Source organism: Hyalangium ruber, assembly GCF_034259325.1.
Classification (GTDB): domain Bacteria; phylum Myxococcota; class Myxococcia; order Myxococcales; family Myxococcaceae; genus Hyalangium_A; species Hyalangium_A rubrum.
In genome coordinates this window covers 1-21,531 of sequence record NZ_JAXIVS010000013.1, presented here as the reverse complement: position 1 = coordinate 21,531, position 21,531 = coordinate 1, and the positions used below count along the sequence as shown (strand labels likewise).

Here is a 21,531-nt window from a genome sequence, read left to right as displayed (position 1 = left end):
CTCACAGAGACACCCTCAGGGCAGCGCTGGGATCGATCAGGCAGAGGCGATGATATCGGGCGTTGAATTCCGACACCAGACCCTCTGGAGCTTTGGGCGGCGGGCGGGACACGGCGAGCAGGCCCTCCAGGCACTCGCCCGCGAGCGCGGGTTCCCACACATCCAGCCCCCGCTCGACCGACTCCTTGTCGAGCGCCTCATAGAGGGCTCGCGCCATGTTGGGCTGGCTGCTGGCAGCGCAAATTTTCGCGAGCGCCAGACGGGCACGGAAGCGCTTGCGGCTGGAAGTCGCCTCCTCCACGCGCTTGTGGAGCATGGCGATCGCCTCGGGCGCCTTGCCGCCACCGAGCAGCTTGCGCGCCTCGGTGAGCACCTCGGCCTCGTCATCGCCGCCCTCCCCGTCCGCCTTGCCCGCGGCGGGGCTTCCACCGGAGGCCGCGGGCGGCGCCAGCTCCGACTCCAGCCACGCGCGCGTCTCTCCGCTGGCCGCCGGCGAGCCATCGCCGAACAGGAACTTGGGCACCGCGGGCATGCGCTTGAGCCACGCGGCCAGCTCCGTGAGCAGTGACTGCCGGGCGGGCTGGTAGGTGGGCCCCAGCTCTCCCAGCGCGCGGGCGCTGAGGAAGTGCAGATCCACCCAGAAGCGGTGCTGCGTGAGGGCGGACTCGGCCTCCTCCAGCACCTCGGCCCACTTGCCGTTGGCGGCCATGCGCTCCAACTGCTGGCGCAGCGCGGGCGGCGGCGCGGGGATGCTCGTCTTGCCGCTAGCATCCGAGGGCGGCGGGGTGACCAGGTGCAGGTACAGGCCCACGCGCAGCAGCCGGTACGGCTGGGGATCCAGGGCGGAGGCTCGGCGCAGCGTGCCCGCCGCGTTGATCAGCGCCGAGCCCGTCTGGCGCAGGAAGTCCGTGGCGGCCTCGACGCTGGCCATCCCGCCCACCGCGGGCATGGCGCTGGCGACGGGCGGGGGCGCGGCCACCGGGGCGATCGCCGGAGGCGGAGGCGTGACGGGCTTCACCTCGGGCGGAGGCGGAGGCGGGGGCGGCGGAGCATCGGCGGGCAGCGAGGCCTTGAGGCGCTGCACGCTCTCCAGCAGCGGCCGGACGGCGGGCCCGTTGGCCTCGAACTTCTGGCGCGCCACCTCGGCCAGCCGCGCGGCGGCCACGTCCAGGGCCTCGACCCGGTCGCGTGCGTTGGCGTCCACCTGCATGTCGGGCAGCGTGCTGGAGGCCCGCTCGATGAGCCAGCCGAGCGCGTTGGCGCGGCCACGCAGGCGCGCCAGCTCCGGGAAGAGACCGGGCCAGAACCGGTCCATGATCTCGGAGATGACCACCAGCCCGGTGGCGAGCCCATCGAGGCCCTGCGTCTGGTACAGGCCAAAGGCCAGGTACGTGGCGATGCGCAGATCCTTGGAGACGGACTGGAGCACCTTGCCGCCCGAGTCGAGCACCAGGTTCCAGTCCACCGCGCCGCCGGTCACCGATTCCAGCTTGGCCATCTCCGCGATGACGGCCTCGTACTGAGGGTTCGTCTTCGCCGCGGCACCGGCCGGAGCCGCCGCCGAGACGGGCTCGATCCAGTTCTTCGCCTTCTCCCGGAGTTGTTCGATCGAGACTGCCATGTGCTCCCCCCAGCCCGCTCAGCCGCCGAATGCGCTGAGCAGGGCCTCCGTCGTGACACCATCATCCTCGATTGCGCGCCGCTGTGAAGCGGACAGCGCCTGTTTCGCGGACTCGATGGCGTTGGGTTGCTTCGTGCGCAGCGGCCACAGGTTCCTGCTGGAGTGATCGAGCTTGGCCAGGTGCATCAGCGCCGAGGAGGCCGGCGGCCCCAGCGACAGCAACAGCCTCGGGCTCGGCCCGTAGTGCCAGAAGAGGCTCGGCGGCGTGGAGCGCCACTGCAGCAGCCGGCGCGCCAGCTCCACCCACGGGTAGGGCCCCGTCTCCTCCGAGAAGGGACAGTCCAGCGTCACACCCGGCTTGGAGGGCTCCTTGCCCTTCTCGGCCGAGCACGCCGTCATGAAGGTGCGGAAGGCGTAGTACTGCGCGCCCGGCGCTGCCCCATCCGAGGTGAACTGCTTCACCAGGCTGGAGGCGGGCGCCAGCTGCGCCTTGCGCCGGTAGTCTTCCGCGTCACCCGAGTCCCCTTCCGCATGGGCCCCAAGCGCCTCCACCCGCTTGTTCAGCTCGTCCGCCGACAGCGTAGCCGCGTCAGCGAGCAGCTGCCGGGCCGCCGCGAAGAAGGCCTGGTGCGAGCCGGGCAGCAGCGGAGCCGTGTGGCCCGCCAGCGAGGCGAGGTCCGCCGGCACATAGACGGCGAGCGGGAAGATGCGGCCCACCTTGTCGCTGCTGGGCGCCATCATCCCCATGAGCCCCTGGCGGCCACCCGCCATGGTGAAGAGGAAGTGGATGGGCTCGGCGGGCAGCAGGACGTTGCCTCGGCGGACGGCCTCGTGCCCCTCCTCCAGCCACCGGTGGAACTGCTGCGAGACAGGATCGCTCGCGTTCCAGCGGATGAAGTCTCCCTGGCAGGGAGCCTTGCCCAACAAGGCCACCGGGTTGCCTCGGTTCACTCCGAGCATCCTGAACCCTTTCCAATGGTCTTCGGAGGCGCCACGCCCGCCACGCGGAACGGCTGCAGCATCCCCGTGCCCGGCGACGGAGAGGTGCCGAAGAACGGAGTGGCGGTGCGCTCGGGCTTGAAGTCGATCACCACCTCGGCGTTGGTGCTGGGCATCTTCCACTTCATGGAGAACACCCGCGCGCCCTTGTCCATCTGCGCCGCGCCCTCCTCCATGAGCCGGAAGAGGCCCCACTCGCCATCGCGCTCGAGCTCCTCGAGCTGGCCGCGCGGGTTGCGCACCTTGATCTGGGCGCCGGACTTCTTGCCGTCGCCCGGCCAGGAGAACTTCGTCCAGCGCTCGGGCTCGTTCTTGTAGACGACCTCCTGGCCATCCACCGAGAAGGTGATGGAGGACAGCGCCGGCGAGGGCCGGATGCTGATCGAGAACTTCATCACCGGTTCGGAGCCATTGGGCACGAACATGGAGGTGGAGATGTCGTACGAGCGCTTCAGGAAAGTGAGCAGGCTCGGCTGGAGCGGAGTGCTGCCCAGCTTCTTGATGAACTGGAACTTGTCGCCCGCCCGCCGCACATCCTCCTTGAGCGAGGTATCGAAGAAGCCCCAGACCGTGCCGCTGGTGGGGCGGTAGAACTCACCCACGTCGGCCAGCGACGCGTCATGCCCGTTGCGGTTGAACGGGTAGCGGTTGGCCAGGTTGCGCTTGAACGCGTCGACGATCTCGCTGCACCAGCTCTGGTTGATCGCCGTTCCCGCCTCGCGGTTGGCGAGCGAGGAGGAGGCCTCCAGCGGCGGCATCAGCAGCTTGCCGAGCACGGGCCGGATGTTGGGGTCCTCCTGACCGTTGACGAGCGCCTGGACCTGGACGCGAGCCGTGGCCAGCCGGGAGTTCAACGCCTTGCCCTCCGAGGGGTTCTCCAGGAACTGGCGGAGCGCGTCGCGCACGAACACCAGTTGCTCCTGGTACAGGTCGAGCTGCACGGACTCGGGCGGCGACTCGGGCGAGGGAGGCGGCGGAGGCACGCCGAACTTCACCAGCGTGTCGAACGCGGCCTGCACGTGCAGCGCCGTGTACTGGATCTCCCCACTCTCCTCGGGCGCGGGCAGGAACTTGCTGCCGACATCCACGATCTGGCGGTTCCGGTTGGAGCTCTTCTGGATCTTGTCCTTGAGCGTCTTGATCAGGTCCTCGCCTACGTCATCCGTGGACTTCTTCGTCGGCAACTTGCTGTTGTAGCCGACCGCCTGGAACAGGCGCGCCAGCGGAGGCGGCTTGCCGCGCGTGAGCTCCTCCAGCGCCGCGAGCACCTCGGCGCTCGAGCCCGGCCGCGCCACGTCGATCGAGTCCAGGAAGGTCTGCCACTCGGTGATGTACTGCTCGAAGTAGCGCGACTCGAGCGAATTGAGCAGCTTGTCGATCTCCGCGTCGGTCGAGTTCTTGGTGTCCTTGCCGAGCACCCACAGGTCCGCGTTCTGCAGCGGAGACTCCAGCCGATCGCGAACCAGCGCGTCCCAGCCCTTGCGGGTGAAGGCGCCCCGGATCAGTCCCTTCGACTTGATGTTGGAGGTGGTGCCTCCCAGCATGCTGGAGAGCTTCAAATTGAAGTCGCCGCCCACGTCCGCGATGATCTGGTTGAGCAGCAGCTGGTCGAACGGCAGCCGCGACAGCGCGACCCGCGCATCGCTGATGACCTTGTCGTTGCGCGTGAAGGCCAGCGAGGGGTTCTGCGCCAGCAGGTTCACGTACAGATCCAGGTGCTCGCCGAGCAGACGCTGGCGCTCGGCGCTCTCGGCGAACCCAGAGCGGTTGGCCCAGCGGGACACGACGTTGGCGACGATCCAGGCACGCTCCGCCTCGCCAATCGCCGGCTCTGCCTCCGTGCGCGGTCCCGTCAGGAACAGGTTCAGCTTGAGCAGGCTGAAGTAGCGCGCGTACTCGCGCTCGTCGGGCTTCTCGGATTCATCGCCCTCGTACTTCCTGCCAAAGGCCGACAGGTCCTTGAAGTCCTGCTGCAGCACCGGCTCGACGAAGGTGCGCCGGACGGCGGCGCCGTAGAACTTGCTCAGCGGCTCGAAGAGCACCCCACCCCGGTACATGCCGAAGCGCATGCCCGTGGGAGGCCCGTCCTCCTCGTTCTTGCGCAGCTCGTCGATGCGCGAGCGCAGGACCCGGAGGTCCTCCACCGCGATAGAGGCCGTGGAGGTGTTCTCCGCGCTGTTCAGCTGTGCCTGGAAGATGTCGCGCGTGTCCTGGATGAGCGCCCGGTTCTTGAAGAAGGCGATCGTCGGGAACAGCAGGATGAGCACCGCCACCAGCAGGGCTCCGCCCGCGTACGCGTACTGCATCTGCTTCAGGCGCTGGTTCTCGGCCGTGCTCACCACGGCGAGATCCTGATCCGGGAAGATGACGTTGCCGAACACGTCGCGCAGGAAGTAGCTGCGCGCCTCCACCGCGGGCTTGGAGTTGGACGGCAGCGAGCGCCGGATGCCGAAGGCGTCCGCCATCGCGTTCATCACGCGATCGATCGGGCTGCCCTCCTGCGTGCCGCTGGTGAAGTACACCCCGCGCATCACCGGGGTGTCCTGGTACACGTTCTCGGCGAACAGCGCCTGCACCATCGCCGCGATGTTGTCCTTGAGCCCCTCGAACTGCTGCGGGAAGCGGTAGATGCGCTCGCGCGTCTCCGGGTGACGCTCGTCGCCCACGCGCTGGATGGAGCGCTGCTCCACCACCTCCGCCATCTCGTCGAACTTCTCCCGGAACACCTCGCCCAGGTCCTCACCCTTCTCCATCACCGGAACGGTGAAGCCCCAGATCTGCCCGCGCTCGCTCTTGGCGAGGTCTCCGAAGATGTCCACGAAGCCGGCCAGCAGGTCGCACTTGGTGAACATGAGGTAGACCGGAACGATCATCTTCAATCGCTCCATCACCTCGTCCACGCGCTCGCGCAGCCGCTGCGCCAGTTGGACCGTCTCCTCCTCGTCGATGCCGATGATGTCGCCCACGCTCACCGCGACGATGAGGCCGTTGACCGGCTTCTTCGCGCGGTTGCGCTTGAGCATGTCCAGGAAGCTGAACCACTCGTCCCGGTCCTCATCCTCGGTGGTGTAGCGACCGGCGGTGTCGAGGATGACGGCCTCGTTGGTGAGCCACCACTCGCAGTTGCGCGTACCGCCCACGCCCTTCACGCCGCCGCCGCGCGAGGAGAGGTACGGGAACTTGATGCCCGAGTTGCGCAGCGCCGTGCTCTTCCCGGAGCCCGGCGGGCCGATGATCATGTACCAGGGCAGGACCGAGAGAGCCTCCTTGCCGCCCCGGCCCCGCGCCAGCTTCGAGGTCTTCAGCGCGGCGATGGCCTTGGTGAACTCGGCCTGCATCGCCTGCACTTCTTCCTGCAGGTCGGGCCGGGCGCCTTGGGCCTCCGCGCTGGCCTGAGCCGCCAGCGCCTTCTCGATGTCGCCAGCGGCCTTGGCGGCCTTGAGGTGGCGGACCGCGACGATCGCGATCAACACCAGGATGATGAGCGTGGTGGCGGCGATGCCGATCCAGATCGGCAACTGGAACACGATGACGACCGCCCAGAGGACCGCTGCCACCAGCGCGCCGAGGATGTACTTGATCATGCGCGGGGCTCCGTCAGGGCTTCGCGGCGGGGGTGGGAGAAGTGGCCGAGGACGCCTCGATCTCCTCGACGAGCGAGGAGACGCTGCTGCTCAGGCCGAGACGCAGGCCGCCGTAGACGAGCAGCGAGAAGACGACGACGCCCGCGGAGATGGCCACCAGCGGCAGCGTGCGCTTGGTCGCCTTGAGGTTGCTCGCGGGCCGCTCGCCGCTGGGCGACAGCGTCTCCGTGTCGAACTTGTAGGAGTGGGCGAGCTCTCGCTGCAGCTCCTCGATCAGCTTCATCAGCTCCAGCTCGCCGCCACGCACCCGGTAGCGCCCCTGGAAGCCGAAGATGAGGCACAGGTAGTAGGCGCGCAGCGTCTCCAGGCGCTGCGGATCCTTGCGCACCTCCTGGAGCTTGTTGAAGAAGCCCTCGCCCGCGCGGTTCTCCTTGAAGAACTGGAACTGCAGCAGGTTGGCGAGCCAGTACTCCCGGAACTCGTCGGACTTGTTCACGGCCAGCTCATCGGCCAGCGCCACCAGCGCGTAGGCGATGTCATCCACGTCCTGCCGGCTCAGGCCCTCGTTCGAGCCCTTGCGCATCATGTCGTTGATGAACTTGCGCAGGCGCTGCTGCACCTGCTCGGGCGCGGGCAGGCTGTTGGGCTCTGCCTGGCGGATCTGCAGCAGCGCGCCGAAGCAGTCCTTGGTGATGATGTTCAGCCGATCCATCCGTCCCCCAAAGTCGAGGCGTCAGCGCCCCTTCGTGTCTTTCTTACCCGGCACACCTGTCAGCTCCAGCTTGGTGCGCGCGGGCTCGAAGGGAGGCGGCAGGTAGATGGCCAGCGTCTGATCCTTGACCGCGTCCTTCCAGTAACGATCGGTGATATCGAGCGAGAAGTAGACGACCTTCGGCTTGACCGGCACCTCGGGCGGAGGCCGGAACGTCACGTTCAGCGGCACGCCCGGCGTGGCCGCCTGGATGATGTTGTGGATCTCATCCCAGCTGGCGATCTTCGAGAGGTTCGGCAGCTCGTCGGCCACCTGCTTCTCCGGCAGCTCGCTGCGCACCGCGAGGATGAACTGCGTGCAGCGCTGCAGCCGCTCGTCCTCCAGGCGGCCCAGGTGCATGCCGTCCTTGCGCGACTCCAATGCGATCGCCACGCCCTGCTCCGTCGCCACCGAGCGCAGCAGCGTCTCCAGCCGCTGGAACAGGCCCTCGAAGGTGACGCGCAGGTTGGTGTACTGGAACTTCGGCAGGTTGGACGGGTCCCCGTCCGCCGAGAACGTGGAGAGCTGCCCCGCCGCCTGGCACAAGAGCAGGTAGAGCAGCTGCGGCGACATGTCCGCGGCCTCCACCCCGTGGGCCACCTGGGGGATGAGCCCGTTGAGCGCGCTGAGCTGCAGGAACTTCGTCACGTCCGCGGCGGTGAACTCCAGCGAGGCCTCGTCCCGGTGGCGCCGCGTGTCCGACAGCTCGCGCTGCTTGCCGTACATGGACTTGAGCAGCTGCCGCAGGCTCGCCAGCACGTACGGCGAGGCGGAGATGCGCGTACTCGGCGGGATGTACGTGGGCGACAGCGCCACCGCGCCCGTCTTGTCCCGCATCAGCTCGGCGATCTTGATGACCTCGTAGTCCTCGCGCGGCTCGGTGCCGAACAGGAAGCGGATGTTGCGCTGGGCGAAGGCCACCGGCACCACCGACTCGGTGGTGATGAGGTCCGGCACCGAGCGGCTCACCACGCTGAAGCGCGGCGAGGTGGCGGACTCGTCCGGGTTGCCGTAGCTGGCCACGCCGTCACGCTCGCGCGCCACGCCCAGAAACACGTCCAGCGACTTCTTCGCCGCGCCGAAGTGCTCCTCGATGGGCCGGGCCTGCGGCTCCTCCTGCTGGCCGCGCTCGAAGCGCACCGGCAGCCCGTCCGGGAGGATTCCGAAGAAGCGCAGCAACTGGAACTGGCCCGCCGACAGCGCCTTCTCATCCACCTCCATCTCCACCACGCCCCAGTCGTAGGGCGTCATCGCCCCCAACCGGGCCGCCAGCAGGGACTCGTGGTACACGTCCGCCTGCTGCAGGTGCTGGGGATTCATGAACATCCCCTCGGACCACACGACACGCTGCGGAATCTTCATCATCGCCCCCCCGCCCTGCCCCGGGCCTCGACTCGGTAGTCCTCGATGTAGAAGTGCATCGGCGCCACCGGCTGCCCCGGCTTCTTCGCCGCCGCGCACAGCTCGGGCGTCACCTCGGGCAGCCGCTGGATGGAGCGCCACACCTGCCCCGCCGGCCGACGGAACACGCCGAACACCACGATGAAGTTCGCCTTCGGATCGCGCGACAGCTGCCGCGTCAGCTCCTGGCCCGGCTCCAGGGTCAGCTCATCCGTGGCGAGCAGATCCTCCTCGAGCACCTCCTTGGGCTTCTGCCACACGTCTTGGAACTCGGAGGCCTCCAGACGGCGGATGTCCTTGAGCTGGAGCACCTGGACGATCGTCGCCAGGGAGTTGCCCTTGTCGTCCGGGTTGAGGCGCTCGCTGGCCTCGAGGAGCACGGAGAACGGAGGAGGCTCCTTGCAGGGCTCCGGGGGCGGCGCCGAGTGCGCACACGCTCCCATCAGCACCATGAGACCCAGCGCGATCGCCAACCGGCGTCCGCGCTCACCCTGGCTGTCCGACACCTGCTGCCACCCCCAGGCCAGCATGCAAACCCCTGTTTGAGCACGAGAAATGGGGTTGCACGCTGCCACACCGAATCGTTCAGTTCAAGGCAGCTCCCAGGTTCGTGAGGCGCGCCCCGACGCCCTGCGTCGGGTAGGCGCGCCAAGCACGACGCCCCCTCCCACCCGAGGGTGAGAGGAGGCGCCGAGGTGTCGCGGGGACTGTCAGCCCGGCAAGGCCGGGGGGGCGACTACCAGTTGCCGACGTACAGGCGGCCGAAGCCGCCCGAGCTGGTGCCCGAGGTGTTGGCCTTCACCGCGCTCATGGCCTGAGCACCCGTGGCCGACTGGTTCTGCGCGCGGTAGAGCGCCAGCGCGCCCGCCACGTGCGGCGAGGCCATCGAGGTGCCGCTCATGGTGGCGGTACCGCCGGTGCGCGACAGCGACAGCACGCTCACGCCCGGGGCCGACAGGTCGACCACGGTGCCGAAGTTGCTCCACGAGGCGTTGACGTTGTTGGAGTCGTGCGCCGCCACGGTGAGCACCGAGGGCTCGCTGGCGGGCGACTTGGTGGAGGCGTTCGCGCCGTCGTTGCCGGCGGCCACGGCCACCGCCACGTTGTTGTTCACCATGTTCGCCGCGGCGTTGTTCACGTCCTGGGCGAAGCCGCCACCCAGCGACATGTTGGCGACCTTGCGGGCCACGGTGCTGGCGGCCACGTAGTCCATGCCGGCGATCACGCCCGAGTTGGTGCCGGAGCCCTGGCAGTTGAGCACCTTCACGCCGAACACGGGGATGCCGGGGGCTACGCCGACCACGTAGTTGGCGTCGTCCTTGGCGCCCACGGTGCCCGCGACGTGCGTGCCGTGGCCGTGGCAGTCGGTGTTCTTGCCGCCCGCGTAGTTCACGTGGCCGACCAGGTTCAGGTCCGCGTGGCTGGCGATACCGGTGTCGATGACGAACACCGTCGCGCCGGTGACGGCGCCCGAGCCGTTACCCGCCAACGTGGAGTTGGTGGTCGCGCCGATGTTGCTGATGCCGTACGGGATGGTCTGCGCGTTGACCTCGACCAGGCCGTCCAGCTCCACGGAGGCCACCATCTCGTCCTGCTGCAGCTTGCGCACCTGGGCCTCGGTCAGCGGACCCGCGAAGCCCTTGAGCGCGGACTTGTAGATGAAGTTGGTCGATACGCCGTGGCCCTTGGCGACCGTCGCCGCGTCCACGCCCTCCTTCATCCGGACCACGTAGTAGCCCGGGATCTTGCCGTTCGCGTCCGCCTTCAGCGCCAGCTGGGTGACGTCGAACTCCTGAACCTGCTCCTCCTCACCCTCGAACTGCGCACCGCCGCACGCGATCAGGTTGAGGGCCGCCAGGTTCACGATCAGCTTCTTCATTGAGTACCACCTCGATGGACTACGGGGGATTCGCGAATATTAAGAATAGGCGATTTTACATTCAATATTGACTTTTCTAATTTAGCCATCATCGTTTGAGTACCCAGCAAGTCGGGTGAATCGCCCTCGCCCCGGCACGTTGGAGGCCACCGCGCGGAGGGCGAATTAACCTCGGCGGGGCTGGGGGGTTCTCTGACCAGACACCGCTGGAGCCGCCGGGGCTCTTGTCGGATCGACCCCAGGAGCCCTCCCCATGCGCCTCAAGATCGCCGTGCTGTCCGCTGCCCTCTCCTCGCTGCTGCTGTCCACCGTTGCGTTCGCCGCGCCCGTCGCCCCCACGGAGGGCCAGCCCCAGACTCAGGGCGAGTGCCATGAGGGCAAGAAAGGCGGGAGGCGCCACGGCGGCATGGGCCGCATGGAGCACAAGCTCTCGCGCGCGGTGGAGAATGGCCGCCTCACCCAGGCCCAGGCGGATCAGTTCAAGGCCGAGGCCCAGCAGCTGCGTCAGGAGGTCCAGGCCCAGCGCCAGGCCAGCGGCGGCCAGCTGTCCGAGGAGCAGCGGCAGCAGTTCAAGCAGCGCAAGCAGGCCCTGCGTCAGAAGGTGAAGGAGGCCATGAAGGCCACCGCGCCCAAGGACGTGTGAACGCCAGAGCACGACTGCTAAAGTCTGCTGACGGCTGCCTACGTACAACATAGGATCCTCGGAGAGGAGAGCGGTGTTTCCTCCTCCATCGAGAGGTCCCTTCATGCGCCCCAAGTCCGTCTCCGAGGACCCTTCCCTTCTCCTCCTCCCGGGAACTCAAGTGGGCGACTGGCGCGTGGAGGCTCGACAGGGCCAGGGCTCTTACGGCGTCGTCTACCGCGCCGTCCGGGTGGGCCTGGAAGACTCAGGCCCTGTGGCCCTCAAGCTGGCTGTGTACCCGGGGGATCCTCGCTTCGCGCGGGAGGTGGGACTGCTCGCTCGTACCCGCCACCCGAGCGTCCCGCGCTTGCTGGGCCAAGGGCTCTGGCGCCACGCCTCCGGAGCGGAGCACCCTTTCTTCGTCATGGAGTGGGTGGAGGGCACTCCGCTCTACACCTGGGCCGAGCAGCATTCCGCCTCCTGCAGGCAGGTGCTCCGACTGCTGGCCCAGGTGGCTCGCGCGCTTGCCGCCACCCATGCCGCCAATGCCGTCCACCGCGACGTCAAGGGCGCCAACGTCTTGGTGCGTCGCTCGGACGGCCGGGCAGTGCTCATCGACTTCGGCGCGGGCCACTTCCAGGAAGCCCACCGCCTCACGTGGCAATCCCTGCCTCCGGGCACTGTCGCCTACCGCTCTCCCCAGGCCAGCCTGTTCCTGCTGGCCTCCGTTCGTGCCCGCGATTCCTACTACCCGGCCACTCCGGCCGATGACTTGTTCTCCCTGGGCGTCACGGCCTTCCGCCTCGTCACGGGCGAGTACCTCCCGGACATGGCGCCCTATCAGGATGAGGCGGAGTCCTGGCACCTGCTGTGCCCGGATCCGCGGCCCTTCCTGGAGCGCACTCCCCAAGTACACCCACGGCTGCGGGAGGGGATCCTCCGCCTCCTCTCGGAGTCTCCCGAGGCCCGTGGCACGGCGGCGGAGTTCGCCGACGCTCTGGAAGCCGCCGTGGAGCAAGCGGGCCCGGAGGCCGATCTCCCTCTGCGCACCGAGCAGGCACCGCAGCCTTCGCCCTTGCCCCGTGAGCAACCCCTTGCCCCCGCACCAACCCCGACGCGAGTCCTGGCGTGGAGACCCTGGCTGGCCCTGGCCACGCTGGGGATGCTCGGGATCCTCGTGGGGGCCTTGCAGGCAGTGCATGCACGACTCGAGCGGCTGGCCGTGCGCGGGCAGCAGTCCTCTGCTTCCGAGGTGCCCGATGCGGGCACTGCCGCCGTGGGGGACTCCGCGCCAACCGCTCCCCTGGCCTCCATCCATCTCCCCTCCAAGACGGAGGCCATGGCCCGGGACATGCCTCCCAAGCCTCTTCCCGGGCAGACCCGACCCGACGAGAAGGGCCACTGCCCAGGCCGCAAGCAGGTGGCCATCAACGGAGCCTGCTGGGGGGAGACCCTCCCGATGACTGCCGAGGAGTGCGCGGAGAACGGCTGGGTGTACAGCCAAGGCCGGTGCTACGCCCCTGCCCTCACTCCGCCCAGCAAGCCTCCGCCCACATCGAGCCCGCCGGACTTCCGCTGAGTCCCGGTCTCATCCGCCTGGCTGCCTCTGGCGGCTTCAGGGGAAAAAGAAAACCCCGGCTCGCCTGATGGCGGCCAGAGCATTGCTACAACTCTCGCTGCTCTGTGGAGGCGGCGGGAATCGAACCCGCGCCGGGCGGTGCGAAACTCCTAGCAGAATCGCGTCCTTACCTCGTAACCGCCCAGCATGCTTGGGAGTCGATATCCCGCCGCGTCCCGTCTCGTCCCGTCCTGTTCCAGCCCATTCCGCACGTTCCTGCGACATACGTGCAACATGACGGAGGACCCGACCGCACAGCGGGTGCTCCCCCGGGCTTCAGGATTGGCCCGCTGCAGTCCATGCCGTGAAGAGTTCGCGGAGATCCCGCACCCGCATCTCCACGTTCGCGCCGATGGTGGCCAGCGTCGCTTGTTCCTCCGTCGTCATGGCGGCCCTGTCGTCGAGCTGGCTGATCAGCACCACGTTAAGGCACTCGGCCACAGTCACCGCCGCTCCCAGCTTGTCCGCAACGGCGGCGCGGCCCTCTCGCGTGAACGCCAGGGAAGGATGGTCCAAGAGCCGCGCGCGGAGTTCGCCAGCTCGCTGCACGAGCGGCCCCATCTTGTCGGCGCTCACAGGCTCGCGCTTGCACTCTGGAAAGCCGATGCAGCCGCCCTCGGGGCCGCGAAGATGGCCGCAGGGGTTCAGCGGGTAGAACATCGTGGGGGCGTCTTGGTGCGCGGGCGTGTTCATCCCTGTTTCCTCGGTCGCGGTAGGGACGGCCCTTCGCCGTACAGGCTCGGGCCGCCCCCCGCACAGATCCCAGCGAGCAGAGTTACCGCACTGGGCTCTTGCCTCGGATGCTGACGTCAAAGCGCACTGCTGCGTCGCGTAGGCAGGCGAGCGCACTGGGCACGCTGTGTCCGGTGCTGGGTCCGGGGCGTGTTTTGCTCTCCCACCTTCTCTTTGGCCAGGCTCCTTCCCTCCACCACCTCCGCAGCCGTACCGCTGGCCTTGTTCGGCAGCTTCGTCGGTACTACGAGCCTGTCCGACCTCCTCTGCCCGTTCATCATCGGCGTACGGCCTTCCGGCCTTCCCGCGAGCTGGGCGCAGCGATGGCCGCTGCCCCGGAGCGCCACCGGGCCGGGCCGGAGCGCCAACCATGGCGCCGCGCCGCCATTCGCGGCGCCGTTCTGAAAGGCGCCGCGCTGCCAATTCCGCCGCCGTTCTGAAAGCGCCGTTCTGAAAAGCGCTGCCCGAGCTGAGCGCGGCGATGGCTGCTGTCCTGGTGTGCCCCCGGGGCTGAGCTGGAGCCGCAACGATGGCGCCGCGCTGCCAATTCCGCCGACGTGTTCGCCTGCGTGAGGTGTGGAGGCAGGCGGCGGGTCTTGGCGTACGTGAAGGCAGGCAGGGGAGTGCGAGCGATACTGGAGCACTTGGGCTTGCCCACGGCAGGTGCGAGGCGAGCCCCGGCGCGCGGGCCCCCTCAGGCCGCGTGCTGTTGAGGCTCAAGCTGCCAGGGCCAGGAGAGCCAAGCCCCTGCCGCGCACCTCATAGGAGGGCAGCCAGGGCCGGCGTGTACTCCAAGGGGCTGCGCGGCCTGTCAACCCGCTTGGCTCACTGCTCGGGCGACCCCAGTCAGCGGCCCTTCACGTCACCTCCGCTCCTGCCCTCACCCTCCACATCGCCTCTATCCTGCCTATACTCCTATCCTGTCTATACGCCTCGGAAGTCCGGTCAATGGCTTCTCCACCCTCTCCGCCAACTCACCCCAGGTGAGACCGGCCTGGGCGCGCACCACGCGGCAGACGGGATCGACCCGGGCGCCCTTCATGGGGCGCATGTCGAGAACGATGCCATCATCGATCAAGCATTCAGGAAAGCCCAGTATAACACAAAAGACTGCCTTTCTGGGCGGCTGGCTGGTGTGCGGACCGGGTACGAGATTCCGCTACGAACTGGACAACAACCCCAACACCAGTTCACGCCCCTCTCTCAAAGGAAACATTCATGAAAACTGGACTCAACCGCGCGTGCTTGTTCGTCCTCGGAGTCATCCTTGTCGCTGGGTGCGGCCCTGCCCCAGAAGACATGAAGCCCGAGGCGCCTGAGACCACCGATCCAGACGCGAGGGAGGCCAAGCCGCAGGATACGGGAGAGGCTCTGCCGATTGAGTCCGTGTCGCCCACTCCGGACGAGGAGGTGATCGACCTGGGGGATATGCTCCATGCCAGTGACGTCAGGCCCCTCTCCGCCGTGTACAGCTACACTACCACTAACACCAACAATGCGTTGCAGAACACGAAGAATTGGTCCTTCTCCCTCCAAGCCGGTCAGCTTCTTACGGTGGGCACTTGCGGCGTGTCGGGGGCCTCAACCAGGAGATCCCCTTATGATGACACTTTCTTGCGACTCTATGGCCCAAGTGGCCTGCGGGTGGCATACAGCGATGACGCCTGCGGCGGCTATGGCTCGAAGATTGCCTACAGGGCCCCCGCGGCCGGGACGTACAAACTGCATGCTGGCTGCTACACCTCTGCGGAGTGTGGAGGCACGGTGGGCGCTACCATCAGTCGGTAGTCTCTTGTGTACAGTATTGCCCGAGCAGCTGAGCGCGGACTCGGGCTACCTGTACAAGGAAGATACTCCTGGCCGATTCTCCGACAAGCTTCTACTACTACTACTGTGTCATAAACGTCTGCCTTCTCCTTGGGAAAGCTCTGCCCCGGAGTCCCAACTGCTTGAGGAAGTTTCACGCGAGCACTTCCCGTATCCGCCCGCAACGGCTGCCGAGATCGCTGAGTTCGAGCAACGCGTGGGCTGGCGACTGGATCCCGATCTGCGGGCTTTCTATCTGCACTGCAATGGCGGCCTTGCTCACCCGTCGTCCTTCCTACTGGCTCAAGCGGTGAGCGCTGGGGCACGCCACCGAGCGCTACGCCCACCTCAGCCCCGACACGCGGCGAGAGGCGGTCTCGGATGAAAAGAAAACCCCGTGGCACCTTGCTGGCGCCACGGGGTTTCGTGCTGCATGGAGGCGGCGGGAATCGAACCCGCCGCTGGCGGAGGCTAGCGAAGTGGGGCGTGGCCTGCCCCGGTACACAGTGCCCCTGTCCCTCCTATGCGTTCGGCCGCTTCATCCCATCTATGCGTCCCCACACAGTCCCCCCGCGGCATGTCACAGGCGTGTGGTACTCGGGGGCCTCACTTGGAGACCGCCCCATGCAACTACGTACCCTCGCCCTCGCGAGCCTCGCCGCGCTTTCGGCCTGTACCAACGAGATTCCCGAAACCGAGGAGGAGACCGGCGTCAGCACCGCTGCGGTGACGGCCACCCGCCTCTACGCCTCGGTGGGCGACAACGAGCTCAGCTTCGAGACGCTCGGTACTTTCGAGGAACGTGAGGGTGGCCGCGCCCTCATCATCCGCGCCACCGCGAACCGCTTCCTCTCGGGCGTCTTGAGCTTCGTCCCCGACGACGCCTTCGGGGACGCGCACATCATCAGCGAGCGCCGGTTCGAGATCGTCCTCCACGAGGGCCACGAGCTCAACACCGTGCTCTCCGGCCTGCCGCTCTTCGTCCGCGTCGACACCTTCACGGGCACGCCGCGCTCGTACACCGCGCGCATCGTGATTGCCCCGCGGTTCTTCGACTTCCGCGGCGACAGCGGCATCTGGATCGACGAGGCGGTGAACCCCCGCTACGTCGTTCAGGGCAACACGAACCTGCTCTATCGCGGCCACGCCTCGGTGTCCGGGTACGTGGACTGGCTCTCCGTCACGGCGCCCGACGACATCCCGCAGGTCTACGGCCGGCCCAGCTACCGCCTCGACTGGTCGTACTCGGGGCTGTACCAGGCCATCGACCCGCACACCGTCCCGCTCACCTTCAGCGCGGGCGCCGATGACGGCGTGGCCATGCAGAAGACAGCGCGCCTCGTCGCTCGCGTGACGGAGTTCGCGGTCACCGATGGCGACGCCTACGACGTCTGGCCCAGCCCCGACTGCGACCCCACCGTCTACAGCTGCTACCACTCGCAGCCCGCGGGCACGACGGACTTCGGCCACTGCGGCACCTACCGCCAGGTCCTGCGCTGCACGTACTAGCGTGCCGTCGCAGCGCGCTCGACAGGCACCCCATGAAAAGCCCCGCGTCCCTGGCTTGAGGAACGCGGGCACGGCGAGCTGTTACCGTACCGCGCGCCCGCCGATCTCCGGGAAGCGCTCGTAGGTCCGCTTCAGCGCGTCCAGGTGGGCGGGGTTGTCGAGGTCGAGCGGCGCATCGGTGAGCTGCACCACCCACCCGCCCGATTCCGTGCGCCGCGCCCGCGAGAGCAGCTCAGCGTCGCGAGCAGGATCCGGGAACCCGATGGCTCGTGCGGCAGCGGCAGACCAGTAGTTCAGCCACCCAAGGTAATAGGGAATCTCCGGCGAACGCATGGCACTCGGGGACTTGATTACAGGCAGCCTGCGGGGAGGCGGCTCTAAATCGTCCGGTAGATTCTTCGTCTGGCGTGCGATGTCCACAGCCGCGCTGACCGGCGTCGCGTGCCCCCAGAACGCGCTTCCATTCTCCCCTACGGCTTCCAGCAAAACCTCCGCGGCAGCGCTGCCTTCAGCGGACAGCGGCAGCGCCACATGGAATTCAAACTGAGCCCGGCCGCCAGGGCAAAGCCCCGCCGGAATTCCCCATCCCGTTACGCTCACTCGGAAGTTATCATCGGTACTGCGCAGCGGCGGCATTTCCCCACGACGGCCCTCTCGGGCGACGAAGGCATCGCGATCCGGCAACCGGATAAGTTGCCCCTCATCGGAAATCATCAACCCGATGCGCAAGCCAGGCCGTGCGCGCTCCATCCCACGAACTACAGCCAAGGTGCGGCTATCATCCCCCACGAGCGCGGGCGCATAGACGATCATACCGATTTGGTTCCTCTGCGTGGCAGGCATTTCAGCACCAATCCATGAGGACGATAAGGCCCTGGAGTCGCCGTTCGGCGGTTTCCAGCATGGCTTTATGCGTGGCGCTTCGCACGCCAACCCGGAAGTTGAATCCGCATGCCCTCGCAAGCTCTAGCTCGGTCAAGAAGTCACGCACATTCTTTCTGATCACGATGTCTTGAAGCTCTTGTGGGTACGAGTCGAAGTTGTCTGTCTTGACTTTCCAAAGCACGCCCGCGACGACTTGCCACCCGTCGAATGCCTTACCATTGACAAGCGCATTAGCGCCAGGGACGGCATTGAAGGGGATTCTGTCAGCGCACCTGTTATGCGTGTTATTTCCACCCTTGGGAGGAACCCGCTTGGGCGTGCATTCGGGGCGGCGTTCGCGCGGCTCCAGGTCTGACGGATCTGGGGGAACCCAATCCCGGCCCAAGCCTCTCGGCATGGGCTCGCCGTTCGCCACGGGTTCCTCCGCATTGGATGGCCGCGCCTGAGTCTCGGGCTTCGCACGCTCACGGGATGCGCTCCGTTCATAGGCATCCAGGCCCTCCTTGATGACAACCGCCACCACCACGGTCCCAATCACAATCACTGCCCCAGTGACGACGACCGGCGACGCAAAAAGGCAGAGCCCGACGCCCCCCAGAGTCGCGGCAACCGCAGGCGCAGAGGCAACTGCGCATCTTCCGGTCACATCGCGAAACCTGACTCTGTTGCGATCGAGCGCGTGAAAGCACCTCTCCGCCAGGACAGGCCATTCATTGGAGGCCTCGCTCACCACGCACGTCCCGGGCAGTGGGAACTACAAGGGGGTAGTACAGTCGACCCACTGGGGACTATGGACGCAGAAGTGCGCCGTGGTGCAAAACATCGTCGCGCTGTGCGCAACGCAGTCCGCGGTCGTGGTGCAGCTATAGGGCGAGCCTGTACATTGGAAATTCCCCGACGCGTTCTCGCAGCACAGGTTCTGACTGCCGCTACAGGTCTGGGTACCGCAATTGGCGAAGGCCTCTCGCACCGTGTCCTCCACTGGAGGAGCAGCCGGGACATTCTCCATGTCTCCACCTCCTCCACATCCAGCCAGAATGAAAGCGCTCGCGAGAGCTGAAGTGACAATCCATGCCTTCATCAACCGGTGCATATCCCCTCAATCGTTCTGGCCATGGGTAACGAGTGCCCCAAAGCCAGAATCAATCTTAGCGAGAGAGAATTTTTCCGCATCATTTGCCTCTTCGTTGGCTCGTCGGGCCAGGCCCCAGCGCGCGCAGCGGAGCGTCCCGGCCCAGTGCGATGAAGGGTGCCCAGTAGTGCGGATGGGGCCTGGTGCCACGCTGCCAGCGCATTGCCTCGCGCAGAGCGCTGGCTCGCCCCTGCCCCTCCAGCAGATTGCGGTAGTAGGCCTCCATCAACGTGCTCGTCGTCTTGTCGTCCACCTTCCACAGGCTCATCACCACCGTCTCCGCTCCGGCCACCACGAAGGCTCGGCGCAGCCCGTACACTCCCTGGCCCAGGTTCACCTCGCCTCGCCCGGTGTCACAGGCCGACAGGACCACCAGCTGGGTTCCCCACAGGTTCAGGCCCGCCAGCTCCAGCGCCGTCGCCAGCGCACTCTCCGGCGGAAGCTGGGCGGCGTTGGAGGCGGCGGGCGGCCGCGCACCTGCCCCAGCGAAGAGCAAGCCCGAGCGCAGCAGCGGGTCCGGCGGGCTCGAGGCCAGAGGGTCCTCTCCCAGCGCACCGAAGTGGCCGACGCCACGCTTGCGAGGCGCAGCCGAGGCGTCCTTCAAGAAGAAGCCATGGGTGGCCAGGTGCAAGATGCCGGGGGATGGCAGGCTCAACAGCCGCTCCTTGGTGGCCTCTGGGCCCAGGAAGAGCTGGGCCTGTGGCAGCAGGCGCTGGATGGCCTCGGCCTCCTGGCGCGTGCCGGGCAATGAAGCCGTGGCCCAGGCTCGCTGCGCTGGGGCCTCGCTCAGCGTGGAGAAGAAGCGCTCGACCGAGGCGGAGCGCTCGGCACGCGTTGAGGGCTCTTGCTGGGGGGGAGCGGGTGCCTGAAGCGGACCGCTGAAGTCCGGGTCGGCCAGGACGACCACGGAGGCCGCGGGGACCGTCTCCTGGGGGCGAGGCAGCAGGTCCTTGCCGGAGGTGAGGTAGCTGAAGTCAAAGGTCTCCACGAGGAATTGGCGGCCGTCGTGCAGGGCCGCGAAGGGCACCAGTGCCAGCTGCCCATCCGCCGAGAGAAAGAGGCGGCGAGTCGTTCCCAACAACGGAAGCAGGGGTTGGAACGCCAGCTGGTAAAGCGCCTGAGCGTGGGGTTGGAAGGCGAAGTCCTGGTTGGCCAGCGCGTCTCGCAGCCGAGTGGCGGCCACGTCCATCGGCTCGGCAGGGCCCAGATCTCGGACACGGATGGTCGCGTCAGGCAGGAGCACCAGCGCCAGGTAGCGCAGCTGTCCCCCGAACTGTGACTCGGGTGTGCCGGGTTTGGGCTCCAGCGGGCGGTCCTCATAGGCGATGAACTCAATGAGGGCGCCATCCCTGGGCAGGGCCTTGGCGACACGCTCGACAATCTCGGCTGGAGGCGGCAGCGCGGACAGCGCGCGCAGAGGTGCGGAGCGTCTGGCCAGGCCCGCTTCGAGGGCGTCACCCTGCTTGGCGAGTTCCTTGAGCTGCCGTTGGTAGGCAGCCGATGAGAGCGCACCAGGGCCCTGAAGCGACAGCTTGGCCCGTTGGGTGCGCAGCCCGCGCAACCGCTCGAAGGTCTCGCGCTCCTCAGGGCCCAGGCTCCGGTAGACAGCACGGGAGATGTCGGTCGTCTCCTCCAGGGAGCGGCCTTTGAGCAGCAGGGCGGCGCTCAGGGCCAGCCGCCTCACACGGGTGTTGTCGGGGTGAGCCCGCACCAGCGCATAGAGGCGCTCCTCGTCGGTGCGCACAAGGTGGAGAAAGCTGGCCAGGCGCTCCTCTGAGAAGTCGAGCGCCTCCTGGCGTAGGCGCTGCTCGGAGATGGCGAAGGCACGCGTCAACAGCGGAATGGCCTCGCCGAGGCGATGCTGGGCCAGCTTGTGTATGGCGAGGTTGTTGAGCGCCTTGGCAACCTCGGGATGGTTCGGGCCCAGGGTCGCCTCCCGAATGGCGAGCGCGCGCAGATGGAGCGGCGCGGCCCGCTCGTACATCCCCTGCACCCCGTAGAGGAGGGCGAGGCTGTTGAGCGAGGTAGCAACGGTGGGGTGGTGCTTGCCCAGGGCTGTTTCCTTGATGGCGAGAGCGCGCTCGTAGAGCGGCTGGGCCCGCGCGTACATCCCCTGATCCGCGTAGACGATGGCGAGGTTGTTAAGCGATTGGGCGACGTCGGGATGGTTCTTGCCCAAGGCTGCTTCCCGAATGGCGAGTGCGCGCTGGTAGAGCGGCTCGGCCTGGCCGTACATCCCCTGCGTCCAGTAGAGGATCGCGAGGTTGTTGAGCAAGGCGGCGACTTCGGGATGGTTCGGGCCCAGGGCTGCTTCCCGAATGGCGAGCGCGCGCTCGTAGAGCGGTTGGGCCCGCTCATACATCCCCTGCTCCACGTAGATGAGGGCCAGGTTGTTCACCAAGGTGGCGATGCTGGGGTGGTCCTTGCCGAAAACCGTTTCATTGATGGTGAGCGCGCGCTCGTAGAGCGGCTCGGCCTGCCCGTACAACCCCTGCTTCTGGTACAGAGCGGCAAGGTTGTTGAGCGAGGCGGCGACCAAGGGATGGTGCTTGCCCAAGGCCGCCTCCCGAATGGCGAGCGCGCGCTCGTAGAGCGGCTTGACCTGGCTGTCCAATCCCTGGTCCTCGTAAAGAAGAGCGAGGTTGTTGAGGGACTGGGCAACGTCGGGATGGTTCGGGCCCAGGGCCGCCTCCCGAATGGCGAGCGCGCGCAGATGGAGCGGCTCAGCCCGTTCATACATCCCCTGGTACGCGTAAAGGAGAGCGAAGTTGTTGAGGGACTGGGCGACATCGGGATGGTTCGGGCCCAGGGCCGCCTCCCGAATGGCGAGCCCGCGTTGGATCAATGGCTCGGCCCGGTCAAAGTGTAAGACCTCGCCGTGCCCCGTCGTGACGGGCTCCGGCCTCTCATGAGACCTCCCTTGGCCACACGCCAGGGAGGTGGTCCATGGAGTTGGAGAAGGAATTGGAGCAGTTCCGTCAGGAAGCGCAGC

Annotated in this window: 15 protein-coding genes and 2 pseudogenes; 5 read left to right on the top strand and 12 right to left on the bottom strand. The window is 67.3% G+C overall.

What is annotated here, in order from left to right; translation table 11 throughout:
* Position 1: 1 nt before the first annotated feature.
* From tssA to SYV04_RS31405, 7 genes are all read right to left on the bottom strand, one after another.
* Positions 2–1,621 carry a type VI secretion system protein TssA gene (gene tssA, locus SYV04_RS31435; RefSeq protein WP_321549658.1) on the bottom strand — a complete coding sequence of 540 codons (1,620 nt, stop codon included), beginning with the start codon at positions 1,619–1,621 and terminating at the stop codon, positions 2–4.
* Positions 1,622–1,639: 18 nt separating this feature from the next.
* Positions 1,640–2,572, bottom strand: a complete 933-nt coding sequence (gene tagF / locus SYV04_RS31430) for a type VI secretion system-associated protein TagF (RefSeq protein ID WP_321549657.1) — start codon at positions 2,570–2,572, stop codon at positions 1,640–1,642.
* Complete coding sequence (tssM, locus tag SYV04_RS31425; RefSeq protein WP_321549656.1) at positions 2,569–6,204, bottom strand: type VI secretion system membrane subunit TssM; 3,636 nt, start codon at positions 6,202–6,204, stop codon at positions 2,569–2,571. The genes tagF and tssM overlap by 4 nt, the downstream gene beginning before the upstream one ends.
* A gap of 13 nt (positions 6,205–6,217) precedes the next feature.
* The gene (icmH, locus tag SYV04_RS31420; RefSeq protein ID WP_321549655.1) at positions 6,218–6,916 is read right to left on the bottom strand and encodes a type IVB secretion system protein IcmH/DotU; all 699 of its coding nucleotides are present in this window, start codon (positions 6,914–6,916) and stop codon (positions 6,218–6,220) included.
* 21 nt (positions 6,917–6,937) lie between these two features.
* Positions 6,938–8,320: a type VI secretion system baseplate subunit TssK gene (gene tssK, locus SYV04_RS31415; RefSeq protein ID WP_321549654.1), complete on the bottom strand. Its 1,383-nt coding sequence runs from the start codon at positions 8,318–8,320 to the stop codon at positions 6,938–6,940.
* Positions 8,317–8,886, bottom strand: a complete 570-nt coding sequence (gene tssJ, locus SYV04_RS31410) for a type VI secretion system lipoprotein TssJ (protein WP_321549653.1) — start codon at positions 8,884–8,886, stop codon at positions 8,317–8,319. The genes tssK and tssJ overlap by 4 nt, the downstream gene beginning before the upstream one ends.
* A gap of 206 nt (positions 8,887–9,092) precedes the next feature.
* On the bottom strand, positions 9,093–10,235 hold the full coding sequence (locus SYV04_RS31405; RefSeq protein ID WP_321549652.1) for a S8 family serine peptidase: 1,143 nt from the start codon (positions 10,233–10,235) through the stop codon (positions 9,093–9,095).
* A gap of 253 nt (positions 10,236–10,488) precedes the next feature.
* On the opposite strand from SYV04_RS31405, the gene SYV04_RS31400 reads away from it, so the two are divergent.
* The gene (locus SYV04_RS31400) at positions 10,489–10,878 is read left to right on the top strand and encodes a hypothetical protein (protein WP_321549651.1); all 390 of its coding nucleotides are present in this window, start codon (positions 10,489–10,491) and stop codon (positions 10,876–10,878) included.
* Positions 10,879–10,981: 103 nt separating this feature from the next.
* Positions 10,982–12,436 (top strand): serine/threonine protein kinase, encoded by a 1,455-nt coding sequence (locus SYV04_RS31395; RefSeq protein ID WP_321549650.1) that lies wholly within the window; start codon positions 10,982–10,984, stop codon positions 12,434–12,436.
* A 315-nt stretch (positions 12,437–12,751) separates the two neighbouring features.
* On the opposite strand, the gene SYV04_RS31390 is transcribed toward SYV04_RS31395, so the two are convergent.
* Together SYV04_RS31390 and SYV04_RS43810 are read right to left on the bottom strand one after the other, a co-directional pair.
* Entirely contained in the window at positions 12,752–13,168 is a 417-nt protein-coding gene (locus tag SYV04_RS31390; protein ID WP_321549649.1) for a hypothetical protein, read from the bottom strand.
* Positions 13,169–14,114: 946 nt separating this feature from the next.
* Positions 14,115–14,285 (bottom strand): FAD-binding protein, encoded by a 171-nt coding sequence (locus tag SYV04_RS43810; protein ID WP_422723991.1) that lies wholly within the window; start codon positions 14,283–14,285, stop codon positions 14,115–14,117.
* 140 nt (positions 14,286–14,425) lie between these two features.
* On the opposite strand from SYV04_RS43810, the gene SYV04_RS43890 reads away from it, so the two are divergent.
* The 3 genes and pseudogenes from SYV04_RS43890 to SYV04_RS31380 all read left to right on the top strand — a co-directional run bounded on the left by SYV04_RS43890 (position 14,426) and on the right by SYV04_RS31380 (position 16,522).
* Positions 14,426–14,995, top strand: coding sequence for a PPC domain-containing protein (locus tag SYV04_RS43890; RefSeq protein ID WP_479691451.1), 570 nt, complete (start codon positions 14,426–14,428; stop codon positions 14,993–14,995).
* Positions 14,996–15,113: 118 nt separating this feature from the next.
* Positions 15,114–15,284, top strand: a pseudogene (locus SYV04_RS31385) (SMI1/KNR4 family protein); the annotation flags it as partial.
* 353 nt (positions 15,285–15,637) lie between these two features.
* Positions 15,638–16,522, top strand: a complete 885-nt coding sequence (locus tag SYV04_RS31380) for a hypothetical protein (protein ID WP_321549648.1) — start codon at positions 15,638–15,640, stop codon at positions 16,520–16,522.
* 81 nt (positions 16,523–16,603) lie between these two features.
* Here the strand turns inward: SYV04_RS31380 and SYV04_RS31375 are convergent, their stop codons facing one another.
* From SYV04_RS31375 to SYV04_RS31365, 3 genes and pseudogenes are all read right to left on the bottom strand, one after another.
* Positions 16,604–17,335 carry a DUF5953 family protein gene (locus SYV04_RS31375; protein ID WP_321549647.1) on the bottom strand — a complete coding sequence of 244 codons (732 nt, stop codon included), beginning with the start codon at positions 17,333–17,335 and terminating at the stop codon, positions 16,604–16,606.
* A 31-nt stretch (positions 17,336–17,366) separates the two neighbouring features.
* Entirely contained in the window at positions 17,367–17,945 is a 579-nt protein-coding gene (locus tag SYV04_RS31370) for a DUF6310 domain-containing protein (protein ID WP_321549646.1), read from the bottom strand.
* Positions 17,946–18,579: 634 nt separating this feature from the next.
* Positions 18,580–21,396: pseudogene (locus SYV04_RS31365) on the bottom strand (CHAT domain-containing tetratricopeptide repeat protein); the annotation flags it as partial.
* Between the last annotated feature and the right edge of the window lie 135 nt (positions 21,397–21,531).

What these genes read in the sequence shown, in the direction of transcription:
- icmH (WP_321549655.1), bottom strand. Translation starts at nt 6,916, where the DNA reads ATGGATCGGCTGAACATCATCACCAAGGACTGCTTCGGCGCGCTGCTG.
- tssK (WP_321549654.1), bottom strand. Translation starts at nt 8,320, where the DNA reads ATGATGAAGATTCCGCAGCGTGTCGTGTGGTCCGAGGGGATGTTCATG.
- SYV04_RS31390 (WP_321549649.1), bottom strand. Translation starts at nt 13,168, where the DNA reads ATGAACACGCCCGCGCACCAAGACGCCCCCACGATGTTCTACCCGCTG.
- SYV04_RS31400 (WP_321549651.1), top strand. Translation starts at nt 10,489, where the DNA reads ATGCGCCTCAAGATCGCCGTGCTGTCCGCTGCCCTCTCCTCGCTGCTG.
- SYV04_RS31395 (WP_321549650.1), top strand. Translation starts at nt 10,982, where the DNA reads ATGCGCCCCAAGTCCGTCTCCGAGGACCCTTCCCTTCTCCTCCTCCCG.
- SYV04_RS31380 (WP_321549648.1), top strand. Translation starts at nt 15,638, where the DNA reads ATGCAACTACGTACCCTCGCCCTCGCGAGCCTCGCCGCGCTTTCGGCC.
- SYV04_RS43890 (WP_479691451.1), top strand. Translation starts at nt 14,426, where the DNA reads ATGAAAACTGGACTCAACCGCGCGTGCTTGTTCGTCCTCGGAGTCATC.
- tssJ (WP_321549653.1), bottom strand. Translation starts at nt 8,886, where the DNA reads ATGCTGGCCTGGGGGTGGCAGCAGGTGTCGGACAGCCAGGGTGAGCGC.
- tssM (WP_321549656.1), bottom strand. Translation starts at nt 6,204, where the DNA reads ATGATCAAGTACATCCTCGGCGCGCTGGTGGCAGCGGTCCTCTGGGCG.
- SYV04_RS31375 (WP_321549647.1), bottom strand. Translation starts at nt 17,335, where the DNA reads ATGATCGTCTATGCGCCCGCGCTCGTGGGGGATGATAGCCGCACCTTG.
- SYV04_RS31405 (WP_321549652.1), bottom strand. Translation starts at nt 10,235, where the DNA reads ATGAAGAAGCTGATCGTGAACCTGGCGGCCCTCAACCTGATCGCGTGC.
- tssA (WP_321549658.1), bottom strand. Translation starts at nt 1,621, where the DNA reads ATGGCAGTCTCGATCGAACAACTCCGGGAGAAGGCGAAGAACTGGATC.